Source organism: Kribbella speibonae, from assembly GCF_004331375.1.
Lineage (GTDB): Bacteria > Actinomycetota > Actinomycetes > Propionibacteriales > Kribbellaceae > Kribbella > Kribbella sindirgiensis.
Genome location: NZ_SJKC01000006.1, coordinates 1 through 19755, shown reverse-complemented (window position 1 = coordinate 19755; position 19755 = coordinate 1). Strand labels below are relative to the sequence as shown.

At 69.5% G+C, this 19755-nt stretch carries 24 protein-coding genes and 1 tRNA gene; 8 read left to right on the top strand and 17 right to left on the bottom strand.

All coding sequences use genetic code 11. The features are described 5' to 3' along the window. Nucleotides 1–33 precede the first annotated feature (33 nt). Complete coding sequence (locus E0H92_RS34485; RefSeq protein ID WP_131499220.1) at nt 34–891, top strand: aminoglycoside phosphotransferase family protein; 858 nt, start codon at nt 34–36, stop codon at nt 889–891. Here E0H92_RS34485 and E0H92_RS34480 read toward each other — a convergent pair. From E0H92_RS34480 to E0H92_RS34470, 3 genes are all read right to left on the bottom strand, one after another. Continuing rightward, the gene (locus E0H92_RS34480; RefSeq protein WP_131466783.1) at nt 872–1609 is read right to left on the bottom strand and encodes a phytanoyl-CoA dioxygenase family protein; all 738 of its coding nucleotides are present in this window, start codon (nt 1607–1609) and stop codon (nt 872–874) included. The genes E0H92_RS34485 and E0H92_RS34480 overlap by 20 nt on opposite strands. Nucleotides 1610–1649: 40 nt before the next feature. Further along, nucleotides 1650–3068 (bottom strand): alpha/beta hydrolase, encoded by a 1419-nt coding sequence (locus tag E0H92_RS34475; protein WP_131499219.1) that lies wholly within the window; start codon nt 3066–3068, stop codon nt 1650–1652. Between the two features lie 99 nt (nt 3069–3167). After that, a complete protein-coding gene (locus E0H92_RS34470; RefSeq protein WP_131295216.1) occupies nt 3168–3530 on the bottom strand; it encodes a nuclear transport factor 2 family protein in 363 nt (120 codons plus the stop codon). Nucleotides 3531–3644: 114 nt separating this feature from the next. On the opposite strand from E0H92_RS34470, the gene E0H92_RS34465 reads away from it, so the two are divergent. Both E0H92_RS34465 and E0H92_RS34460 read left to right on the top strand, forming a co-directional pair. Then, nucleotides 3645–4439, top strand: a complete 795-nt coding sequence (locus E0H92_RS34465) for a helix-turn-helix domain-containing protein (RefSeq protein ID WP_131499218.1) — start codon at nt 3645–3647, stop codon at nt 4437–4439. Further along, nucleotides 4436–4939 (top strand): DinB family protein, encoded by a 504-nt coding sequence (locus E0H92_RS34460; RefSeq protein WP_131499217.1) that lies wholly within the window; start codon nt 4436–4438, stop codon nt 4937–4939. The genes E0H92_RS34465 and E0H92_RS34460 overlap by 4 nt, the downstream gene beginning before the upstream one ends. A 35-nt stretch (nt 4940–4974) precedes the next feature. Here the strand turns inward: E0H92_RS34460 and E0H92_RS34455 are convergent, their stop codons facing one another. Together E0H92_RS34455 and E0H92_RS34450 are read right to left on the bottom strand one after the other, a co-directional pair. Next, nucleotides 4975–6060 carry a hypothetical protein gene (locus tag E0H92_RS34455; protein WP_131499216.1) on the bottom strand — a complete coding sequence of 362 codons (1086 nt, stop codon included), beginning with the start codon at nt 6058–6060 and terminating at the stop codon, nt 4975–4977. Continuing rightward, nucleotides 6060–6575, bottom strand: coding sequence for a SigE family RNA polymerase sigma factor (locus E0H92_RS34450; RefSeq protein WP_131295212.1), 516 nt, complete (start codon nt 6573–6575; stop codon nt 6060–6062). The genes E0H92_RS34455 and E0H92_RS34450 overlap by 1 nt, the downstream gene beginning before the upstream one ends. 319 nt (nt 6576–6894) lie before the next feature. On the opposite strand from E0H92_RS34450, the gene E0H92_RS34445 reads away from it, so the two are divergent. Next, nucleotides 6895–8106, top strand: coding sequence for a hypothetical protein (locus E0H92_RS34445; RefSeq protein ID WP_131499215.1), 1212 nt, complete (start codon nt 6895–6897; stop codon nt 8104–8106). A 104-nt stretch (nt 8107–8210) separates the two neighbouring features. Here the strand turns inward: E0H92_RS34445 and E0H92_RS34440 are convergent, their stop codons facing one another. From E0H92_RS34440 to E0H92_RS34415, 6 genes are all read right to left on the bottom strand, one after another. Then, nucleotides 8211–8576 carry a hypothetical protein gene (locus E0H92_RS34440; protein ID WP_131499214.1) on the bottom strand — a complete coding sequence of 122 codons (366 nt, stop codon included), beginning with the start codon at nt 8574–8576 and terminating at the stop codon, nt 8211–8213. A gap of 361 nt (nt 8577–8937) precedes the next feature. Further along, on the bottom strand, nt 8938–9414 hold the full coding sequence (locus E0H92_RS34435; RefSeq protein ID WP_131468876.1) for a hypothetical protein: 477 nt from the start codon (nt 9412–9414) through the stop codon (nt 8938–8940). Further along, a complete protein-coding gene (locus E0H92_RS34430) occupies nt 9411–9935 on the bottom strand; it encodes a SigE family RNA polymerase sigma factor (protein WP_131468874.1) in 525 nt (174 codons plus the stop codon). Before E0H92_RS34430 ends, E0H92_RS34435 begins: the two co-directional genes overlap by 4 nt. 21 nt (nt 9936–9956) lie before the next feature. Beyond that, entirely contained in the window at nt 9957–11294 is a 1338-nt protein-coding gene (locus tag E0H92_RS34425; protein WP_131499213.1) for a GGDEF domain-containing protein, read from the bottom strand. A 147-nt stretch (nt 11295–11441) separates the two neighbouring features. Beyond that, on the bottom strand, nt 11442–12989 hold the full coding sequence (locus tag E0H92_RS34420; RefSeq protein WP_131468870.1) for a helicase HerA-like domain-containing protein: 1548 nt from the start codon (nt 12987–12989) through the stop codon (nt 11442–11444). A gap of 58 nt (nt 12990–13047) precedes the next feature. Further along, complete coding sequence (locus tag E0H92_RS34415; RefSeq protein WP_131468868.1) at nt 13048–13752, bottom strand: L,D-transpeptidase family protein; 705 nt, start codon at nt 13750–13752, stop codon at nt 13048–13050. Nucleotides 13753–13910: 158 nt separating this feature from the next. Here E0H92_RS34415 and E0H92_RS34410 point away from each other — a divergent pair, with 158 nt between their 5' ends. Further along, the gene (locus E0H92_RS34410) at nt 13911–14204 is read left to right on the top strand and encodes a type II toxin-antitoxin system VapB family antitoxin (RefSeq protein WP_130386840.1); all 294 of its coding nucleotides are present in this window, start codon (nt 13911–13913) and stop codon (nt 14202–14204) included. Nucleotides 14205–14236: 32 nt separating this feature from the next. Then, on the top strand, nt 14237–14800 hold the full coding sequence (locus tag E0H92_RS34405) for a LytR C-terminal domain-containing protein (RefSeq protein WP_131468866.1): 564 nt from the start codon (nt 14237–14239) through the stop codon (nt 14798–14800). A gap of 15 nt (nt 14801–14815) precedes the next feature. Here E0H92_RS34405 and E0H92_RS34400 read toward each other — a convergent pair whose 3' ends face one another. Next, nucleotides 14816–15112 carry a hypothetical protein gene (locus E0H92_RS34400; protein WP_131499212.1) on the bottom strand — a complete coding sequence of 99 codons (297 nt, stop codon included), beginning with the start codon at nt 15110–15112 and terminating at the stop codon, nt 14816–14818. 64 nt (nt 15113–15176) lie between these two features. Between E0H92_RS34400 and E0H92_RS34395 the strand changes: the two genes are divergently transcribed. Next, nucleotides 15177–15632 (top strand): MarR family winged helix-turn-helix transcriptional regulator, encoded by a 456-nt coding sequence (locus tag E0H92_RS34395; RefSeq protein WP_131499211.1) that lies wholly within the window; start codon nt 15177–15179, stop codon nt 15630–15632. Here E0H92_RS34395 and E0H92_RS34390 read toward each other — a convergent pair. The 5 genes from E0H92_RS34390 to E0H92_RS44410 all read right to left on the bottom strand — a co-directional run bounded on the left by E0H92_RS34390 (nt 15629) and on the right by E0H92_RS44410 (nt 18700). Then, nucleotides 15629–17140, bottom strand: a complete 1512-nt coding sequence (locus E0H92_RS34390) for a potassium/proton antiporter (protein ID WP_131468860.1) — start codon at nt 17138–17140, stop codon at nt 15629–15631. The two genes, E0H92_RS34395 and E0H92_RS34390, sit on opposite strands and share 4 nt — an antisense overlap. Before the next feature lie 108 nt (nt 17141–17248). After that, nucleotides 17249–17339: transfer RNA gene (locus tag E0H92_RS34385), tRNA-Ser, on the bottom strand. Nucleotides 17340–17352: 13 nt separating this feature from the next. After that, entirely contained in the window at nt 17353–17781 is a 429-nt protein-coding gene (locus tag E0H92_RS34380) for a nucleoside deaminase (protein WP_131468894.1), read from the bottom strand. 31 nt (nt 17782–17812) lie between these two features. Beyond that, the gene (locus tag E0H92_RS34375) at nt 17813–18298 is read right to left on the bottom strand and encodes a tRNA adenosine deaminase-associated protein (RefSeq protein ID WP_131468858.1); all 486 of its coding nucleotides are present in this window, start codon (nt 18296–18298) and stop codon (nt 17813–17815) included. A gap of 240 nt (nt 18299–18538) precedes the next feature. After that, complete coding sequence (locus tag E0H92_RS44410) at nt 18539–18700, bottom strand: hypothetical protein (protein ID WP_165547398.1); 162 nt, start codon at nt 18698–18700, stop codon at nt 18539–18541. A gap of 271 nt (nt 18701–18971) precedes the next feature. On the opposite strand from E0H92_RS44410, the gene upp reads away from it, so the two are divergent. Continuing rightward, nucleotides 18972–19613, top strand: coding sequence for a uracil phosphoribosyltransferase (gene upp / locus E0H92_RS34365; protein ID WP_131499210.1), 642 nt, complete (start codon nt 18972–18974; stop codon nt 19611–19613). Nucleotides 19614–19755: the final 142 nt, after the last annotated feature.

Below are 19755 nucleotides of genomic sequence, written 5' to 3'. Positions count from 1 at the left end.
GATGCCCCGGGTTGCCCCGGTTACGGTGTCCGGATGATCGAGTTGCCCGAGGAATTTCTGCGGATGCCGCGGTGGTGGACCGAGGGCGCGGACTGGCTGCGGGAGCTGCCGAGGGCGGTCGAGCGGCAGTGCCGGCAGTGGGATCTGACGGTCGTGGGAGCGGTTGCACACGGGTCGAACGCCGTTGTCGTACCGGTCACGCGCGGCGGCGAGGAGTTCGTACTGCGGATGTCACCGCCCGGACAGGAGGTCGCCGAGCAGACCTGGGCGCTCCGTTGGTGGGCAGGTCGGGGCATGGCCCACCTGTACGACGCCGATGTCGACGCCGGCGCGATGCTGCTGGAACGGCTGTTCACACCGTTGACGACCCGGCCCGTCGACGAAGCGGTCGTCGTACTCGGGCAGCTGATGCGCAGACTCGCCGTACCCGCTCCGGCCGATGCGCGGTCGACCGCGGAGATCGTGACCACGCGATCGGCCCAACTGGAGCCGGAGTGGGAGCGACTCGGCCGGCCGTTCGACGAGGCGATCCTCCGCGAGGCGCTGCGTGTCGCGCCGACCGAGACCACCTCGACCGCGGCGGTGAACGGCGACTTCCACTCGGCGCAGGTGCTCGCCGGGATCCGCGAGCCGTGGCTCACCGTCGACCCGGTCCTGTTCCAGGGCGACATCGAGTACGACCTCGGCCGGGTGCTGTGGACGCGGCTCGACGAGATGCCGAACATCGTCGAGTACTTCGACAGCGTGGTCCGGGAAGCCGCCTTGGACCGGGACCGGGCGCGCGACTGGGTGATCTGGCGGACTGTCGACTACTGGCTCTGGGGACTGTCCGTCGGCCTCACCGAGGACCCGGTGCGCTGCGCGCGACTGGTTACTGCGCTCTCCGGATGAACCGGCTGCGCATCATCCGCGGGGTGTCGGCCGCGTTCGGTGCGATCGAGTGCAGGATCCACGGATGGGTCAGGTACACGTCGCCGGCCTGACCGGTGAGCTCGACGACCCGGACCGGCAATCCGTCGAGATCGGCCGGCTCCATCGGGTCGACCGTCCGCTCCTCCGACGTCAGGTTGCGGAACCACGGATCCGACCGCAGCACCTGATCGCGCACCGCCTTGAACTCCCGCTCGTCCGTCGTACCCAAGAACCGCTCGATCACCTTGTGCGAGCCCGCGACCTGCGGAGTCCCGCCGCCGCCCGGCCCGATATCGCCGTACAACGCCCAGATCTTCACCGCGCCGGTCTCGGTCTCGAAGCCGACGTCGGTGTGCCACTGCCGATGCGGCACCGCCCACGGCACGTCTTCCGGCATCGTGACCAGTACCTGCCCCTGGTCCTTCGGCTCGATCCACTCGCCGAGCAGCCCATCGAGCACAGACCGCACGCGCGGACTGAGGATCGCGTGGGCCCCGCGTGAGGACTTCGTGGTCTTCAGGCCGGTCGGTCGCGACGGCGTCCAGGTCGAACGGTCGTCGCGATCCATGGCATACCGCGCGGACAGCTCGTTCCACAGCACGTCCCGCATCCCCGCGGCCTCGTCGGAGGTGAACGCGGACGGGATCTTCACGATCCCGTCGCGCTCGAAAACGTCCAGCTCTTCGGTAGTGAGCATGGTCCATCCTGCGCACGTCCGGCGAGCACCTTCCACCGAATTAGCAGTTCGCGGTCGGCAGCCTCCCGTCCAGCAGGTAGTCGGCGATCCGGTCCCGCGCGCAGGCCGAGTTGAAGTACGCCGTGTGCCCGTAGGCGTCGGCGGTCAGCAGCCGGCTGTTGTCGATCTGCCGCGCCAGGCCGCGGGCGTTGGTGATCGGCGTGGACGGATCGTGCAGCGTGGAGGTGATCAGGATCGGCGGCGTACCGTGCACCGGCGTCGCACCCCACGGGTTGCTCGGCGGGATCGGCCAGCCGGCGCAGGCGGCCGTGATCGCCCAGGCCTCGACCGCCGCACCGACTCGTGGCGCCACGGTCTTGGCCAGTGCGAGCCGGGCGCGCGCATCGGCGTACCCACGCAGCTCACCCGGCAGGTCCATGCAGGACACCGCGGCGTACGCGGTCTCGGGATCACCGACGTAGCTGACGTTCGCGAAGTCGGTGCCGTCGCCCTTCGCCGCCTTCGCCAGCGCGGTCGCGAGCACCGGCCAGTTGTCCGAGACCATTGATGTCAACGGCAACAAAGTGGGCAGCGCCATCCGGAGTACGTCGCCGTTCACCGGACCGTGCGGACCGGTCAACGGGGTCTTGTCGGCCTTGCGGACGGTCGCGTCCCAGACGGCGCCGACGTTCTGCCCGTGCAGGGCGCACGACGCGTCCTTGGCGCACCACGCGGCGAAGCGGTTGAAGCCGGCCTCCATCTCCTTCGCCTCGTCGAGCATCAGCCGCACCGGGCCCTGCTTGTGGTCGAGGATCCCGTCGAGCACCATCCGGCCGACGCGCTGCGGGAACTGCTGCGCGTACAGCGTGCCCAGGTACGACCCGTAGGACAGCCCGATGTAGTTGAACTTCGACTCGCCGAGTGCTGCCCGGATCGCGTCCATGTCGCGGGCGACCGTCCGGGTGTCCAGGTTCCGCATCAGGTCGCCGTGCTGCTTCAGGCACTGCTCCCCGGTAGCGCGACTCGACGCGACCAGTGCGTCGTACTGCGCCTTGGACTTCGGGAACACCGGTACGCCGCGACGCAGCACCGGACCGCAGTCGAGCTGACTGCTGCTCCCGGTCCCGCGCGGGTCGAAGCTGACCAGGTCGTACCGGTCCCGGTACTGCGGCAGGACCGCGTCCGCGAGCCCTGCCGCGAAGATCGAGCCGCCTGCGCCGCCAGGCCCGCCCGGGTTGAAGAACAGCGCGCCGAGTTTGTGTTTCTGATCCTTCGCCGGGACCTTCGCGACGTACACGTTCGTCGTCGGGCCGGCCGGTTTCGACCAGTCCAGCGGCACGGTCAGTGTCGCGCACTGCTCGACCGCGCCGGGTTTGCAGGCCTTCCAGTCCAGGGTCCCCGCGGCGGCCGCCGTACTCACCGGAACGGCGGCCGCTACCAAGGACCCCACTATCGATGCCGCTGTCAACGATTTCCACATGCCCGCCAACCTAGGCGGCGGGTCTGGCTCGTCGCATCCGCCGATCGGCTATCCAGGAACAGCCCCAAGTCGGATGCGCCACAGGTTGTGCCCGAAGGTTCAGTGCGCCGGGGCGAAGTCGTGGAACCCGATCAGCTGCTGGATCTTGCCGTCGGCGTCGAGGACAACGATGTCCGTGCCGCCGGCCACCGCCTCCTGCCCCTCGGCCTTCAAGTGCCAGGTCCAGCGCAGGTAGTTGTGGTGCTCGTCGATGTCCCCGATCCGGACGAACGACAGCCCCGGGAACATCTGCTGCGCGGCGCCGACCAGCTTGTTCAGCTCGTCGTGGCCGGTGGTCTCGAAGCTCGGGTCCTGGAAGGTCGCGTCCGCGGTCCAGTTCGCCGCGATCAGTTCGGCCCGGCGGTCGGCGTCGGCGGCGTTCCAGGTCGCGAAGTACTGGTCGGCGAGAGCGGTTGCGTTCATGGTGTTTCCTCCTCGGTTCGTTGCGATGACCAGAACCTTGCCGCCACGCCCGGCGTACCGTCGATGACGTCAGAGGTAATGGAGCTGTCTACGCGGCCCGCTACGGTCAGGGGTATGGCAGCGACGATCGAGGAGACGTTCCAGCGCCCGGTGGGTGAGCTTCTGCGCGGCTGGCGGGAGCGCCGGCGGCTCAGTCAGCTCGAGCTGGCGAACCGCGTCGAGGTGTCCACGCGGCACGTCAGTTTCGTGGAGACCGGTCGGTCCAAGCCGAGTCGCGAGATGGTGATGCGGCTGGCCGAGCATCTCGACGTACCGCTGCGGGACCGCAACCAGCTGCTGCTGGCGGGCGGGTTCGCGCCGGTCTACAGCGAGGCGTCGCTGCACTCGCCGTCGATGCTCGCGATCCGTACGACGCTGCGCCGCCTGCTGAAGGCGCACGAGCCGTACCCGGCGCTGGTCGTCGACCGCTGGTGGAACATCGTCGAGGCGAACGCCGGGATCGCGATCTTCACCGCGGAAGTCGACGAGAAGTTGCTGCAGGCACCGATCAACGCCCTCCGGCTGACCCTGCACCCGGACGGCCTGGCCCGGCGGATCGCCAACATCGCCGAGGTCCGCTCCGCCGCGCTCGCGAGCCTGCAACGCCAGGTCGCCGGCACCGCGGACCCCGACCTCCAGGACCTGTACGACGAACTTCGCGGGTACGCCGTCGACGACAAGCCGGCGCCGCCCGGGCCGGCCGAGGTCGTCGTACCGTTCAACCTCACGCACGACGGCCGCGAACTGTCGCTGCTCACTACGATCGCGATGTTCGGCACACCGCTCGACGTCACGGTGTCGGAGCTGATGATCGAGTCCTTCTACCCGGCCGACGACGCGACCGCCGAGTACCTGCGAGCACTGTCATGAAGCCGCCGCGCGATCTCGCCGACACCCTCGAACTGCACCTGCAGTACCTCGACCGCTACCGGGACATCATCGAGAAGAAGCTTGTGGGGTTGAGCGATTCCGACCTGCGCAGCAGCAGGCTGCCATCGGGCTGGACACCGCTGGAACTGCTGAAGCACCTTATTTTCATGGAACGCCGCTGGCTGCGCTGGGGCTTCACGGGCGAGCAGGTGGAGCACCCGTGGGGTGACTCGGCGGACGACCCGGACGGGCCGTGGACGGTCGAGGCGGGAGACACGCTCGAAGGGCTGCTGGCTCAGTTGCACGCGGGCGGCGAGTTCACCCGGAGTGTGGTGGCCGGCGAGGATCCGGCGACCGTCGCAGCGCCGGGCGGGCGGTTCACGACTGACAATCGCCCGACGCTGAACTGGATTTTGTTCCACGTCCTGCAGGAATACGCACGGCACGCGGGCCACCTGGATGTGGCCCGCGAACTAGCGGATGGTGCCACCGGCGAGTAGGGCTGCGTGAACCTACTCGCCGGTGGCGGGGTGCCCTACCGGCCTGAGGAGGGTTGGCCGGTGGGGAAGGTCGTCGGAACGCTCGGCGTCGGGAAGCTCGGCTTCTCGGACGGAACCGTCGGCTTTGCCGTCGGGAAGGTCGGCTTGGTCGTCGGCACCGACGGCTTGCTCGGAAGCGTCGGCTGAGTGGTCTGCGGCTTACCCGGGTCGACGGTCACCTCGACACCACCAGAGACCGTGACCGTCGGCAGGGACGGCGCAGTCGGCTTCGCGGTCGGCTTACCCGGCACGGTCGGCAGCGTCGGCTTCGTCACGGTCGGCTTGGTGGTCGGCACGCCGTCCACGCAGTCCGGCAGCGTCGGCACCGGCTTGCCCGACGGAACCGTGGTCGGCAGGCTCGGCTTGGCCGTCGGAACAGTCGGCTTGCCCGGGACCTGCGGCTTACCCGGCAGCGTCGGCTTGGCGGTTGGCACGGTCGGCTTACCCGGAAGCGTCGGCTTCGCGGTCGGCACGGTCGGCTTACCCGGAAGCGTCGGCTTCGCGGTCGGAACCGTCGGCGTGCCCGGAAGCGTCGGCTTCGCGGTCGGCCAGCTCGGCTTGGTCGTCGGGAGGCTCGGCTTCGCGGTCGGCAGCGTGGGCTTGGTCGTCGGGACCTGCGGCTTACCAGGCAGCGACGGCGGGGTGGTTGGCAACGACGGCTTCGCGGTCGGCAGGCTGGGCTTGCCCGGGAGCGTCGGCTTGGCCGTCGGCGGGTTGTTCGGGTCGATGGTCTTGTGCACCGAGACCGTCGCCTTGGGCAGCTGCGGCTTCTCCGGGTTCTGCGGCTTCTGCGGCAGGCAGGTCGGGTCCACCGACGGCGCCGTCGGCGTACCCGCCGGAACCACCGCCGGCACCGGGGGCTTTCCCCCGCCGGCCAGCAGGTTCTTCACCGGCAGGGCGGGTCCGCCGACCGCGGCGGACACCGTCGCAACGGTTCCGGCCAGTGCGGTGACACCCGCCGCGGCCAGTCCCCGGCGCAGCCAGGTCAGCCGCTTGCCGCGCCGCATCAGGTCGCCGGCGTCCGGCTGCCACGGCTCGATCTCGTACGTGAGCGCGTCGTGTACCCGCTGCTCGTCACTCATCAGTTTCCTCCAACTCCGGTATCGATCAGGTCGGGTGCCAGACGCAACTTGGCCAGCGCCCGGGAGGCCGTGCTCTTCACGGTCCCGGCCGCCATGCCGAGCAGCTCGGCGGTCTCGGCCTCGGAGAGATCCTGCGAGTAGCGCAGCGCGACCACGGCTCTCTCCCGGACGGTCAGACCACTGAGGGCCGAGAGCACGGCCTCCCTGGTCTGGACCGCCCCGGCGAAGTCCGCCACCGCTCGCTGGTCCCAATCGTTTGCTACCGGATCGCTGGGTACTTCGTTGTTCCAGCGCCGGCGGGCCTGGGAGAGGAATCGGTTGACCAGCACCCGCCGGACGTACCGCAACGGGTCGCCCTCCAGCCGGTGCCACTTCGGATAGGACCGCATCAACGCTTGCTGCACCAGATCCTCGGCGGTGTGCCGATCGCCGCACAGCATCTCCGCGAAGCGGAGCAAGGGGGTCGACTGCGCTACGACGAATCGCTCGAAGTCGGCGTCCGCGGTCCGGGTCATCGATTCTCCTCAGCCTCTGTCACACCGGTCCAAACCCGCTGGGTGACCGATCGGGTTCTGCGCAGTCACGAGAAATTTATTCACGGTCTATGCAGAAGAGGTGTTTGTGAGTCACATTGGGTGCACGAGGGTGTGTCTCCCAATCCCACGCCGTAGCGAGCAGGTGCTCGGCGGAGTGCCTCGGTGAGCGGGAGCGGAGGGGTCGATGTGGTTCATCGTTCCCTTCGCTCCCGCTCGGCGAGGTGCCCGCCGAGTGCCGCGCAGTAGGCGTGGGATTGGGAGACACGCCCTAACCTTCACCGCCCCGGAGGTTCCGCCCATGCGTATCACCCGTGCAACCGCGCTCACCGCCTGTCTGGCGATGACCGCCGCGATCTTTACGGCAACCTTGCCCAGCAGCGCTGCGACCCCAGATCCCGTCGCGGTCGCGGCCCAGCCCGTCGCCGGATCCAGCAACGTGAAGGTCGAGGGCAGCCGCATCGTCCTCGGCGACGCACCGGCCGCGATCGGATCGACCGAGATCAGGCAACGCTCCGGCCTGGCGGAACTCACGCCGGTCCGCTTCCCGGATCCCACGTCCGCCGTGGTCGTCGGCTACACCGCCGGTACGCCGGACAGTTCGTCGGCGGAGGTCGACGTACGGGCGTGGGTCAACAACAGGTGGTCGGAGTGGACGGCCGCCAAGGCCGGTACGCCGACCGCGCTGCCGAGTGCGAGCGACCAGGTCCAGGTCCGCATCATCGTCAGCGCCCCCTCGACTGCACCGTCGACCGGCGCGAGCCCGTGGGTCGGCGACGTCACCGTCCAGCCCACGGACCAGGCCGCCGCGCCGCGGATGACCGTTCAGGCGGCACCACTCAAGTCGCGCGTCTTCGCCACGCGGGAAGGTCTGGTCGGCGGTACGACGGCCAACGGCCACGTGATCGTCAGCCGGGACCACTTCGTCGCGCTGCCGTCACGGCGCGGGCTGTCCAGCGCCGGATCGGGCACGTACTCGGTGAAGGTCTGCACCGCCTCGCGCTGCGCGTTCGAGCCGGTGTGGGACGTCGGCCCGTGGAACACCAAGGACGACTACTGGAACCCGAGTGCGACCCGTGAGATGTGGAAGGACCTGCCGCAGGGCAAGCCCGAGGCGCAGGCCGCGTACCAGAACGGGTACAACGGCGGGAAGGACCAGTTCGGCCGGACGGTCGCCAACCCGGCGGGGATCGACCTCGCGGACGGGGTGTTCTGGGACGCGCTGAAACTGGCCGACAACTCGTGGGTCGACGTCACGTACCTGTGGACCGGCGATGGTGGGCGCGGGACGGTGTCGATCTCGTCCGGGTACCTGAACGTGCGGAACGCGCCGAACTCGACCGGTGCGGTCGTCGGGATGGCCGGGAAGTCGGCGCAGGTCACTGTCGAGTGCCAGACCACTGGGCAGAGCGTCACCGGGTCGCAGGGCACCAGCAGTGTGTGGCTGCGGGTTCACACCGGGATGTATGTCGCGAAGGCGTGGGTGTCGGCGGGGAGCTTCGGCGCCTGCTGAACCTGCACCACTCACCAACCTCCAGCAGCACCACGGCCGCACGCTCACCGACTGCTCGGTGGGCGTGCGGCCGTCCCCTTGGTGAGTGGTGCAGGTCCGCCTACTTACCGCGCGACGGGACCGTCGGCGGCTGCGTCGGGGTCGCGCGCGGCTCGGGCGTGCGAGTCGGCGCGACAGACGGCGTACCCGGCACGGTCGGCGTCGGCCGCACCGCCCGCGGAGACCGCGTCGGAGTAGCCCGCGGCTCCAACGGCGTCACACACGTCGGAGCCGGAGCCGGCCGCCGCGGCGCCCGGGTCGGCACTGCGGTCGGCGGCAGACTCGGCGTCGCCCTCGGCGAACGGGTCGGGGTCGCCGGCACGGTCGGCGTCGGCCGCGGCGCGCGGGTCGGTACCGCGGTCGGCGGGACGCTCGGGGTCGCTCGCGGCGAACGGGTCGGCGTCGGTTTCGGGGCGCGGGTTGGGGTGCAAGTGGGTGACGGGGTTGGCGGGAGGGTCGGGGGAACCGGGCGTGCCGAGGATGAGCGCGTCGGCGTGGGCACCGCGCTTGGGGTGGCCAACTCGCTCGGGGTGGCGGGGGTTGGGGTTGCTTCGGAGGGGGTTGCGGCGGTTGGTCCGCCTTGGGCGGTTGTGTCGGCGGCTGAGTTGCCGCTGCGCGCCATCGCCGTACCGGCGACCGCGACACCCACCACCGCCGCGGCGGCCAGCCCGCCCAGCAGAATCCGGGTCATCCGCCGCTTCCGGCCTACCTCGTCCATTGTTGCCCTCCGCACCTATTGATGTTCGGTCGGGCTGAAGGACGCAGCCGGGTGGCGAAATGGTTCTGCCGGCCTCAGCCCGGACTACGGGACGACAAGCTGGACGGCGTAGGCAACCCAGTCGGCGTACGTCGCGGCGGCCGCAAAGGCGTGCTCGAAGTCGGAGTACTGGTAGGCCGCGCCGTCGGCATCCTCCGAGGCGGCGCCGTCGGCGGCACAGTAGACGGCTCCGTCGGCGTCGGGACCGGCGTAGTCGGCGTCGCAGTCACGCGACTCGGAGTAGGAAGAGTCGGAGGCGGCACCGTCACCGACGGACCAGGATTCGCCGGCTGCGGTACGTCGCCACGCAGCTGACCACTGCCCGCGATCCCCGCGACCGCGACCACCGCGACGACCGCAACCGAAGCCCCGGCCGCAGCAACCCGCCCCCGAGCCCGCCGCCGACGCGCACCAGCGATCACCCGCGCCGGATCCAGCGGCGCGATGGAATCGTCCGGCGCCAGCACGACCCGAAGCTCCTCCTCGGCCGGCGTCCCGCGCTCGTCGTTCATGTTCGCTCCCCCACACCGCTCAGCTCCGGCGCGGCCCGTAGTTTGTCCAGGGCCCGCGCGTTCGCGCTCTTCACCGTCCCGATCGCCACGCCGAGAACCGCCGCGGTCTCCCGTTCGGTCAGGTCCTCGACGTACCGCAGTACGACGACCGCTCGCTCGCGCCGGCTCAGCGTGGCGAGCGCGGCCCCGACCGCGACCCGCCGATGGACCCCGCCACTCGGATCGACCTCCGCCTCGAGCAGCAGGTCGAGCTCGGCCGGGTCCCCGGTCGGTCGCTCACGCCACGGCCGCCGACGTACCCAGGACAGGTGCTGGTTGACCACCGCCTGCCGGACGTACGCGAACGGGTCGGCCATCTCGATCCGGTCCCAGCGCAGGTACGCCTTCTCCAGCGCGGTCTGCACGAGATCCTCCGCGAGGCCCGCATCACCACACAGCACCCGCGCGAAGTGCACCAACCGCGCGGATCTGGCCAGCACGAACGCCGTGAAGTCGTCGTCACGACTCCCCGTTGCCGCCATCTGCACTCCGTCCTGCCGTCCTCACCTCACAGGACGCTGAGCGGGCGCCAAAGGTTCTGTGTGTTCCGAGAATTGGGTCGAGGCGGTCAGCCGGGGCAGCGGGACGGTGTCGGCGGCCAGGCGGACCCGGTTCCGACCGGCGTCCTTCGCGGCGTACATCGCACGGTCGGCGCGGAGCAGCAGGTCGTCGACGGCCGTCCCGTCGGCCGGGTACACCGCGACGCCGATACTGACGGTCAGGTGGAAGGTGTCCGGGTCCAGGTCCGGGTCATCGAGGACGCCGGCGCACATCGCGGCCAGCGGGCTGTTCGCCACCGCGTTGCGGAGCCGGTCGGCGGTCACCGTCGCCTCGTCGAGCCCGGTGTCCGGAAGCGCGATCACGAACTCCTCGCCGCCGAACCGGCCGATCACGTCCTTCGCGCGGATCGCGCTGCGCAGGATCGTCGCGACCGCGCGCAGCGCCTCGTCGCCGACCAGGTGCCCGTGCCGGTCGTTGACCTGCTTGAAGTGGTCGATGTCGAGCAGCAGCACCGCCATCGGCTCGTGCTGGTTCCGCGAGGTGCGCAGCATCTGCTCGGTCCGGCGGCGCCACCAGTCGACCCGGGTCAGGCTGGTCTTCGGGTCGGTCTGCGCCTCGGTCTCCAACTGGCCGAGGAGCAGCGCGCGCTGCGCGGTCAGCGTGATCGGGATCGCGACGAACGCGAACCACGGGCTGATCAGGCAGGCCGCCGCGAGCAGGCAGCCGAAGGTGGCGGCGGTCGCGTCGGTGCACAGGTCGTCGAGGCCGCCGACTGTCTCGCGGCGGTTGCTGCCCGGGATGATCAGCGAGATCGCGAGCCCGCAGAGCAAGGTGTCGGTCACGACGTACGCGATCGCGCCGGCGACCATCGACACGACCAGACCGAGGTTGCCGCCGGTCAGGCCGCGCGCGGAGACGAAGACCGCGTGGGCGGCGCCGACGGCGAGGACGTGGACGGCGGTCGAGAAGGCCCAGCGGTACGGGATGCACTTGCCGGCCCGGATCCGCCACCAGATCCGCAGCAGCACCGCGACCAGGATCGCCAGCGCCGGATGCAGGATGAGCGCCGCGGCGATCATCCAGGCCGGGGCGAAGTCCTTGTGCAGCGCGCCGCCGCGCCGCCGCCGGCTCTCCACCCGGCGCGCGCCCTCGACGGAGATCAGCGCGGAGACGGTCAGCGCGAACACGACGTCCAGTCCGCGCCAGCTCGGGCGGTCGGTGAACGCGTGCGCGCCGTACCCGATCGCGGCCAGGTCGACGAGCACGACAACGGCGAACGCCGGGACCGTCAGGGTCCAGAGCGCCCAGGAACGTATCGCTCGCCTACTCTGTGCAACCATCACTTCACACGGTACGACGAGTAGGCGTCAGGTCCCAATCGGTGACGGCGCGGCTGTGGATGACGACTTGAGAACGATCCTCACAGCCGAGAATTCAGTCGTTTGATCAACTATAAAACGCAGGTTTTCCCTTGCGGGCAAAGGAAATCAGCGGCGACGGCGGGCGGCGCCGAAGAGGCCTCGGACGATTTCCCGGCCGGCCGAGCGGGCGAACTGTTTGAAGGCGGAGGACCCGACGACCTGTTCGACCATCGACTTCTCCTGCTTCTGCGCCCGCGGCCGCGGCTCCTCCTGCTGCTTGGCCTGCTCCTGTTGCTGCTTCTCGGCCTCGGCCTGCGCGGCCCCGGCCTGCACCTTCGCCGCGAGCACCTCGTACGCCGACTCACGGTCGAGCGTCTGCGAGTACTTCGCGTTGTTCGCCGACGCCTGCACCGTCGCGGTCAGCTGCTCCGCGGACGCCGGCGCCATCAGCGACTGCGGCGCCCGGAGCCGGGTCCACGCGACCGGAGTCGGCGCGCCCTTCTCGTTCATCACGGTCACGATCGCCTCGCCGATCCCGAGCTGGGTCAGCACCTCAGCCAGGTCGTACGACGAACTCGGGAACGTCGACACCGTCGCCTTCAGCGCCTTCGCGTCGTTCGGCGTGTGCGCCCGGAGCTGGTGCTGCACCCGCGAACCGAGCTGCGCCAGTACGTCGTCCGGCACGTCCTTCGGCGTCTGGGTCACGAAGAACACGCCGACACCCTTCGACCGGATCAACCGGACGGTCTGCGCGATCGAGTCGAGGAACGCCTTCGAGGCGTCGTTGAAGAGCAGATGCGCTTCGTCGAAGAAGAACACCAGCTTCGGCTTGTCGACGTCGCCGACCTCGGGCAGGTCGTGGAACAGATCGGCGAGCAGCCACATCAGGAAGGTGGAGAACAGCGCCGGCCGGTCCTGCAGGTTCGGCAGCTCGAGCAGCGAGATGACGCCCTTGCCGTCGCGCTGCTGCAGCAGGTCCGCGGTGTCGAACTCCGGCTCACCGAAGAACGCCTCGGCGCCCTGGTCCGCGAACCCGATCAGCGAACGCAGGATCACGCCCGCGGTCGCCGCGGACAGACCGCCGAGCTCCTTCAGGTCGCCCTTGCCCTCGTCGGACGTGAGGTGCGTGATGACGGCCCGCAGGTCCTTGAGGTCGAGCAACGTCAGCCCGGCCTTGTCGGCGTAGTGGAAGATCAGCCCGAGCGACGACTCCTGGACGTCGTTGAGCCCCAGCACCTTGGACAGCAGCACCGGGCCGAACGACGTGATCGTGGCGCGGATCGGAACGCCCGAACCCTGCCCGCCGAGCGCATAGAACTCGGTCGGGAACCCGGTCCCGACCCAGTCCTGGCCGATCGACTTGGTCCGGGCCAGCAGCTTGTCGTTGCCCTCACCCGGCTGCGAGACGCCGGACAGGTCGCCCTTGATATCGGCGGCGAACACCGCGACACCGGCCGCGGACAACTGCTCGGCCATCAGCTGCAGGGTCTTCGTCTTACCGGTACCGGTGGCACCCGCGACCAGGCCGTGCCGGTTCATCATGCCCAGCGGGATCCGGACCGCCGCGTCCGGTTTCGGCTCGCCGTCGACCAGCAGTGCGCCCAGCTCGAGCGCCGCCCCCTCGAACGCGTACCCCTGCTTCACGGTCTCCACGACGTCGGCTTTCTCGGCCATCTGAGCGCGCCTTTCCCCGGTTGACGGAACTACCCGTCGGCATGCTAGCCGTCCGGAGTCAGCGCATCACGACCACACGCGTCGCGCCGGCCGCGAAGGACCAGATCGCGACCGACATCGAGGCCGAGACCCGGATACAGCCGTGCGAGGCGCGGTAGTTCGTCCCGAGCAACCAGTCGGCGTGGATCTGCTGCCCGTTCGACTTGTACGTCGGGATCTGGTGGAACCCGATGCCGCACGGTGCGAACCGGACGAAATGGTTCAGGTAGAGCCGTCCGCCGTCGGTGTTCCGCAGTACCCGGGCCGCCCGCCCGCACTTCGAGCCGCTCGTGTACGTGCCGGCCTTCAGGTACGTCGGGTTGTCGATGATCCCGCCCTGCCGGACCACCTTGCCGCGGGCATCGATCAGCCACACCCAGTTCTGCGTCTGACTGATCACGATCCGGCGCCCGGTCCCCGAGCGTCCCGGCACCGCGCGGACATCGCAGCGTTTCGCGGTCGAGGCCATCAGCCGGGAGTACGTCGTACTGTTCAGCGACCCGGTCTGGCTCAGGACGTTGGCGGACTGGAACCGGACCGTGGCGGCCTGGGTCATCGCACCGGCCTTGCCGTCGACCGGGCCGGAGGCACAGCCGAGCTTGTTCAGCCGGGTCTGGGCCGCCTTCACCTGAGACACCGTGATCGCCTCGGCCGGCACCGTCGTACCGAGCGCGACCACCGTGATCGCCGCGGTCGCGAGGCCGAGTTTCGGAAGAATTCGCATACCGGTCACCCCCATGCTCGTGGGTGCGAGACCGCGCCCACTGCTCCCTGTTCCGTGGGACGCCCAACGGCCGCAAAAGGTTGCGTCGTGTCAGCGGACTATTCCGGTGACATTCATGACCTCCTCGTAGGACCTTTCACACCGCTAGACTTCGGGGGGTGATCTTCAAGCGTGTCGGGGACGACAAGCCGTACCCGGACCATGGGCTGCGGCCGAAGGACTGGTCTTCGCTGCCGCCCAGGCAGGTGCGGCTGGACGAACTCGTCACGACGAAGGGCACCTTGGACCTCAACGCACTGCTCGACGAGGACTCGACCTTCTACGGCGATCTGTTCGCGCACGTCGTGGAGTGGAAGGGCGACATGTACCTCGAGGACGGCCTGCACCGCGCGCTCCGGGCCGCGTTGCAGCAGCGTCAGGTCCTGCACGCACGGGTACTGGTAGTGGACTGACCAATGGCTGCCGCTCACGGGGGGTGGAGCAAATGACAGCGATCCATCCGCAACCGAGACCGCATTCGCGGATCCGGTGGCGTACGCCGATCACGATGGTGATCCTGCTGGGGATCCTCGTCGGTGGAGGCTGGTGGGGCTGGAACTCGCTCGTGAACAGCAGCGCCGAGCCGACCTGCACCGAGCAGAAACTGGCGAACAACCGTCTGGTCCCGAAGCAGGTCGTGCTGAACGTCTACAACGGCGGCGCCCGCGCGGGCTCGGCCGGCCGGGTGGCCGACGCGCTGAAGCAGCGCGGGTTCAACATCGACAAGATCGCGAACGAACCCAAGGGCGACAAGGTCGACGTGGTGGCGCTGCGCGGTGCCGCCGCGAACGCGCCCGAGATGCTCCTGGTCGCGGGTCAGCTGAACCAGAAGGCCGTGATGATCGCCGACGGCCGCACCGACCACACCGTCGACCTGGTCATCGGCTCAGGTTTCGGCTCCGTGAAGCTCAAGGGCATCCCGTCGGTCACCGTCGCCCCCGGCTCCACGGTCTGCCTCCCGGTCATCCACACCCCGAAGCCGATCCCGTCGGGGCAGAACCCCAACTGACCCGTCCGGCCGCGGTCAGAAGATGAAGAACCCGGTGACCGCGGTCGGGAGGACGCCCGGCAGCAGCCAGGCCGAGACCAGTCTGCGCCGATGGATGGCGAGGATGCCGGCCGCGGTCAGCACACCGATCACGCCGGACATCAGCCACAGGCCGACGCCCTTGCCGAAGGTGTCGCCGGCGACACCGATGCTGTAGACGGCCAGCGTGACGGCGGGAACGCTGCCGACGTGGAAGAGGACGGCGGAGACCACCCAGCGCTGCACGGTCTCGATGTTCATCGGCCGCGGGGTCCGGCGTCGTATCGCTGGCATCCTCACTCCCTCATTGACTTATCGCACTAATAGTTAGTGTACATAATGTTGCTACACTAACCGCATGGCAGGGACGAAGATCACGCCGCCGGACAACCCCCTCGCGCTGGAGCACCAGGTCTGCTTCGGACTCGCGGTCGCCGCGCGGACCGTCGTCGCGCTCTACCGCCCGGTGCTGGAGCCGATGGGCCTGACCCACCCGCAGTACCTGGTGATGCTCGCGCTCTGGGAGTTCGAGCCGGTCTCGGTCAAGGACCTGTCCGGGATGCTGCAACTCGAGCCCGCGACGCTGTCGCCGCTGCTCAAGCGCCTCGAAGCGGCCGGCCTGCTGCGCCGCGACCGTTCCAGAGCCGACGAACGTTCCCTCGCCGTAGCGCTCACCGACAAGGGCCGGGCTCTGCGCGACCAGGCACTCGAGGTGCCGCCGGCGATCGTCGAGCGGCTGGGCATGGACGTCGACGAACTGATGGACCTGCACGCCCGTCTCACCAAGGTGATCGCCGCAGCCACGCGCACCTAGCTCTGTTCGCGGCCGCGTTCGCCGAACCAGCCGGCCAGGCGCCCGGCTCGGGAGACGGCGCGGAGGCGGCGTACGGCCTGTTCGCGGACCGGGCTGGGCGCGACCACGAGGAGGTTGTCGGCGGCCCGGAGGACGGTACGGCGGTCCGGGACAAACGCTCGTTCGCCGCGGATCACCAGCGCGACCGAGACGCCGGGCGGCAGCCGCAACTCGCCGATCTCGACCCCGGCCAGCCGGGACTCGCTCGGTACGTGCACCTGGAGCATGTCCGCGCCGAGCGACTCCAGCGGCGCCACGTCGATGTCCACCTCGTGTGCGGCGTTCTCGTCGAGGACCTTCAACCGCTTCGCCAGCCACGGCAGCGACGGCCCCTGCAGCAACGTGAACAGCAGCACCAGCACGAACACCACATCGAAGATCCGCGCCGCCTGCGGCACGCCCTCGGCCAGTGGGATGGTCGCGAGCACGATCGGCACCGCACCCCGCAGTCCCGCCCACGAGATGAACGTCCGCTCCCGCCACGGCAACCGGAACGGCGCCGCCGAGATCGCCACCGACGCGAACCGCCCGACGACCGTCACCGCGACCCCGATCACCAACGCGACCAGTACGTCGTTCAGCTCGAAGTCCCCCGGCGACGCCAGCAGCCCGAGCATGACGAACAACCCGATCTGCGCGAGCCAGGCGATCCCGTCGACGAAGGATCGCGTCGCCATCCGGTGCGGCAACTCCGCCCGTCCCAGCACCAGCGACGTCACGTACACGGCCGCGAACCCCGACACGTGGAGCAGCACCGAGCCACCGGCGTACGAGATGAAGGCCACGGAGAGCACCGCGAGCGGGTACAGGCCGGCGGAGCCGAGCGCCATCCGGCGGATCAGCCCGACGCTCACCCACCCGATCAGCAGCCCGAACAGCGCGCCGACCACCAGCTCGTAGACGACCAGGCCGCTGAACCACAGCAGGCCCTTCTCGCTGACCTCGCCGGTGCTCACGAGCGTGACCAGCAGCACGGTCGGAGCGTCGTTCAGGCCGGACTCCGCCTCCAGCGCCCCCCGCAGTCTTGGCCGGATCGGCACCCGTCTGAGCACCGAGAACACGGCCGCGGCGTCCGTCGGCGACGTGATCGCCCCGAGCAGCACCGACAGCTGCCAACTCAGCCCCAGCCCGAAATGCGCCACACAGGCGACGACCCCGACACTGACCGCGACCCCGAGTGTCGCCAGCAAGAGCCCGAGCGGCATGACCGGCCGTACTTCGTTCCACCGGGTCGTCAGACCGCCCTCGGTGAGGATCACGACCAGCGCCGCGAACCCGAGCGCGTGCGCCAGCTGCGCGTCCTCGAAGTGGATGTGCCCCGGGCCCGACTCCCCCAGGAGCAGACCCATCCCGAGATAGATCAGCAGCGACGGGAGCCCGAGCCGCGCGGAGAACCGCACCGCGACCACGGCGACCAGCAGAATCACCGCGCCCGCGAGCAGAATCCCGTCGAGCTCCGCAACATCCATAGGGGCCCTCTCGTCGAGCGTCCCGAGTCAGGTCCAGAGAGACGAAAACCCTGACGCATCACACAGCATCAGGGTCTTCGGGCTCGCTGCCGCCCCGGAGGGCGGTTTTGGCGGTGGCGGAGGGATTTGAACCCTCGGACGGGGGTTGCCCGTCACGCGCTTTCGAGGCGCGCTCCTTCGGCCGCTCGGACACGCCACCGCCGAGGACAATATCAAGGTCTGTGGCCGATGAAGAAATCGCGCAGCCGGGCACCGGCCTCGTCGGCCATCACACCGCCGATCACCTCGGGCCGGTGATTGAGCCGACGGTCCCGTACGACGTCCCACAGCGACCCCACCGCGCCGGCCTTCTCGTCGTACGCCGCGAAGATCAGCCGGTCCAGCCGGGACAGCACGATCGCCCCCGCGCACATCGTGCACGGCTCCAGCGTGACCACCAGCGTGCACCCGGTCAGCCGCCACTCGCCGACCTTCCGGGCCGCGTCGCGGATCGCGAGCACCTCCGCGTGCGCGGTCGGATCGCCGGTCGCCTCCCGCTCGTTGTGCCCGCGCCCGATGATCTCGCCGCCCTCGTCCACCACGAGCGCCCCGATCGGTACATCGGGCAACGCCCGCTCGGCCTCCTCGAGGGCCAGCGTCATCAACCGCGACCACGCCTGCCGCAGGATCGGGCTAGCCAACGGCTTCGATCGCGTCTTGGAACTGGTTGCCGAAGCCAAGCGTCTCGGCGATCTCCTCGAGCATCTCGTACGGGTAGAGATCGACGTCGTCGCAGAGCGCGCCGAGATCCATCGCGGCCATCCCGAGATCCGCGACGATCGCCAGGTCGCCGGCCGGCACCTGCTCGTCGTCGTCATCGGCCAGCGGGATGTCCAACTCGTCCACGACCTGCCGAGCCAGCGGCCACTCGGTCGCGGCGGTCACGTCGGAGATCAGCAGCCGGGCGCGGCCGCCGAGCACCCTGACCAGGACGAAGAAGTCCTCGTCGACCGACACCAGGCCGAGCACCCCGGCCTCACCGGGATACCGGCGGAGTGCGGACACCAGCGTGGACAGATCGGGCTCACCGCGCAGTACCAGCGGCGTGACGGTCCAGTTCCCGTCCTCGGTGTACGCAGCGACCGCGAAGTCCAGGTCGGTAACCGTGGCATCAGACACCGCATCATCGTCCCAGACCAGCGGCGTCCCGGCGATCTCAAGCCGATATCAGATCCACCAACACCGGTCAACGGTCAGAGGTGGTCTGAGAACTCTGCGTCGTCGCGAGGAGGTGCTCGGTGCGGTAGCTCGGCGTGCGGGGGCGAAGGTCTCGATGCGGAGCATCGTGGCCTTTGCACCCGTGCGGCGAGGTGCCGTGCCGAGTGCCCCGCAGTAGGCGCAGAGTTCTCAGACCACCTCTCAGTGATGGTACGTCGCTCTGCGCATCGCCTCGCGCAACTGGCGGACCCGAGCCCGCCGGGGAGCGATCCGGTCGCGGAGGGCGCGCGCTTCGTCGAGCTCACGCAGAAAGGCGGCACGGCGCCGCAGCCGCTCGAGCTGTTCGGGCGTCTTCTCGGTCATCGAACTACTCCCTGGTGGGCGAACAGGGGCAGAATCCAATGCAGTTTCCAGTTTCGCAGCGAGCGCGCTTTCCCGCCGCGAATCGCCGAGAGGGCGTCTGAGAACTCTGCGTCGTAGCGAGGAGGTGCTCGGTGCGGTGCATCGGCGTGCGGGGGCGAAGGTCTCGATGCGGAGCATCGTGGCCTTTGCACCCGTGCGGCGAGGTGCCGTGCCGAGTGCCCCGCAGTAGGCGCAGGGTTCTCAGACGCCCTCTCAGGTACCGTTCGGCCTTATGCAGATCCTCGTCGTGGACCACCCGCTCGTCGCCCACAAGCTCACCGCGCTGCGCGACGAGCACACGGACTCACCCACGTTCCGGCGGCTGACCGAGGAACTCGTCACGCTGCTCGCCTACGAGGCGACCCGGGACGTGCGCACCGGTCCGGTCACGGTGCAGACCCCGGTCGCGGAGGCCGAGGGCGTGAAGCTCGCCGCGCCGAAACCGCTCGTCGTCCCGATCCTGCGGGCCGGCCTCGGCATGCTCGAGGGCATGACCCGGCTGCTTCCCACCGCCGAGGTCGGTTTCCTCGGCATGGTCCGCAACGAGGAGACCCTGACCGCGTCGACGTACGCCGAACGCCTCCCCGAGGACCTGTCCGGACGCCAGTGCTACGTCCTCGACCCGATGCTCGCCACCGGCGGCACGTTGGCCGCCGCCATCCAGTTCCTGGTGGACCGCGGCGCCGACCACATCACCGCGATCTGCCTCCTGGCCGCCCCCGAAGGCGTCAAACGCGTCGAAAACGAACTAACCCACCTCGACGTACCGTGCAACCTGGTCATAGCCGGCATGGACTCCCACCTCAACGAAAAAGGCTACATAGTCCCCGGCCTAGGCGACGCCGGCGACCGCCTGTACGGCGTAGCTCACTAATCGAGAGCCTCCAGTGGCGGGTTGTTTGTCGAGTGGCGGGTTGCAGAGCCTGTTGCGGAATGGGGTTTGGCTTGGGGCTGGTGCTGGGCGGGGGTGTTGCAGGGTGGGGCTCTCGGGGGCTTGCTAGGTGGTGCAGGTGCGG

Bases quoted from the DNA above. Each gene is read 5' to 3' on its own strand.
- E0H92_RS34485 (WP_131499220.1), top strand. From the start codon at position 34: ATGATCGAGTTGCCCGAGGAATTTCTGCGGATGCCGCGGTGGTGGACC.
- E0H92_RS34480 (WP_131466783.1), bottom strand. From the start codon at position 1,609: ATGCTCACTACCGAAGAGCTGGACGTTTTCGAGCGCGACGGGATCGTG.
- E0H92_RS34475 (WP_131499219.1), bottom strand. From the start codon at position 3,068: ATGTGGAAATCGTTGACAGCGGCATCGATAGTGGGGTCCTTGGTAGCG.
- E0H92_RS34470 (WP_131295216.1), bottom strand. From the start codon at position 3,530: ATGAACGCAACCGCTCTCGCCGACCAGTACTTCGCGACCTGGAACGCC.
- E0H92_RS34465 (WP_131499218.1), top strand. From the start codon at position 3,645: ATGGCAGCGACGATCGAGGAGACGTTCCAGCGCCCGGTGGGTGAGCTT.
- E0H92_RS34460 (WP_131499217.1), top strand. From the start codon at position 4,436: ATGAAGCCGCCGCGCGATCTCGCCGACACCCTCGAACTGCACCTGCAG.
- E0H92_RS34455 (WP_131499216.1), bottom strand. From the start codon at position 6,060: ATGAGTGACGAGCAGCGGGTACACGACGCGCTCACGTACGAGATCGAG.
- E0H92_RS34450 (WP_131295212.1), bottom strand. From the start codon at position 6,575: ATGACCCGGACCGCGGACGCCGACTTCGAGCGATTCGTCGTAGCGCAG.
- E0H92_RS34445 (WP_131499215.1), top strand. From the start codon at position 6,895: ATGCGTATCACCCGTGCAACCGCGCTCACCGCCTGTCTGGCGATGACC.
- E0H92_RS34435 (WP_131468876.1), bottom strand. From the start codon at position 9,414: ATGAACGACGAGCGCGGGACGCCGGCCGAGGAGGAGCTTCGGGTCGTG.
- E0H92_RS34430 (WP_131468874.1), bottom strand. From the start codon at position 9,935: ATGGCGGCAACGGGGAGTCGTGACGACGACTTCACGGCGTTCGTGCTG.
- E0H92_RS34425 (WP_131499213.1), bottom strand. From the start codon at position 11,294: ATGGTTGCACAGAGTAGGCGAGCGATACGTTCCTGGGCGCTCTGGACC.
- E0H92_RS34420 (WP_131468870.1), bottom strand. From the start codon at position 12,989: ATGGCCGAGAAAGCCGACGTCGTGGAGACCGTGAAGCAGGGGTACGCG.
- E0H92_RS34415 (WP_131468868.1), bottom strand. From the start codon at position 13,752: ATGCGAATTCTTCCGAAACTCGGCCTCGCGACCGCGGCGATCACGGTG.
- E0H92_RS34405 (WP_131468866.1), top strand. From the start codon at position 14,237: ATGACAGCGATCCATCCGCAACCGAGACCGCATTCGCGGATCCGGTGG.
- E0H92_RS34400 (WP_131499212.1), bottom strand. From the start codon at position 15,112: ATGCCAGCGATACGACGCCGGACCCCGCGGCCGATGAACATCGAGACC.
- E0H92_RS34395 (WP_131499211.1), top strand. From the start codon at position 15,177: ATGGCAGGGACGAAGATCACGCCGCCGGACAACCCCCTCGCGCTGGAG.
- E0H92_RS34390 (WP_131468860.1), bottom strand. From the start codon at position 17,140: ATGGATGTTGCGGAGCTCGACGGGATTCTGCTCGCGGGCGCGGTGATT.
- E0H92_RS34380 (WP_131468894.1), bottom strand. From the start codon at position 17,781: ATGACGCTGGCCCTCGAGGAGGCCGAGCGGGCGTTGCCCGATGTACCG.
- E0H92_RS44410 (WP_165547398.1), bottom strand. From the start codon at position 18,700: ATGACCGAGAAGACGCCCGAACAGCTCGAGCGGCTGCGGCGCCGTGCC.
- upp (WP_131499210.1), top strand. From the start codon at position 18,972: ATGCAGATCCTCGTCGTGGACCACCCGCTCGTCGCCCACAAGCTCACC.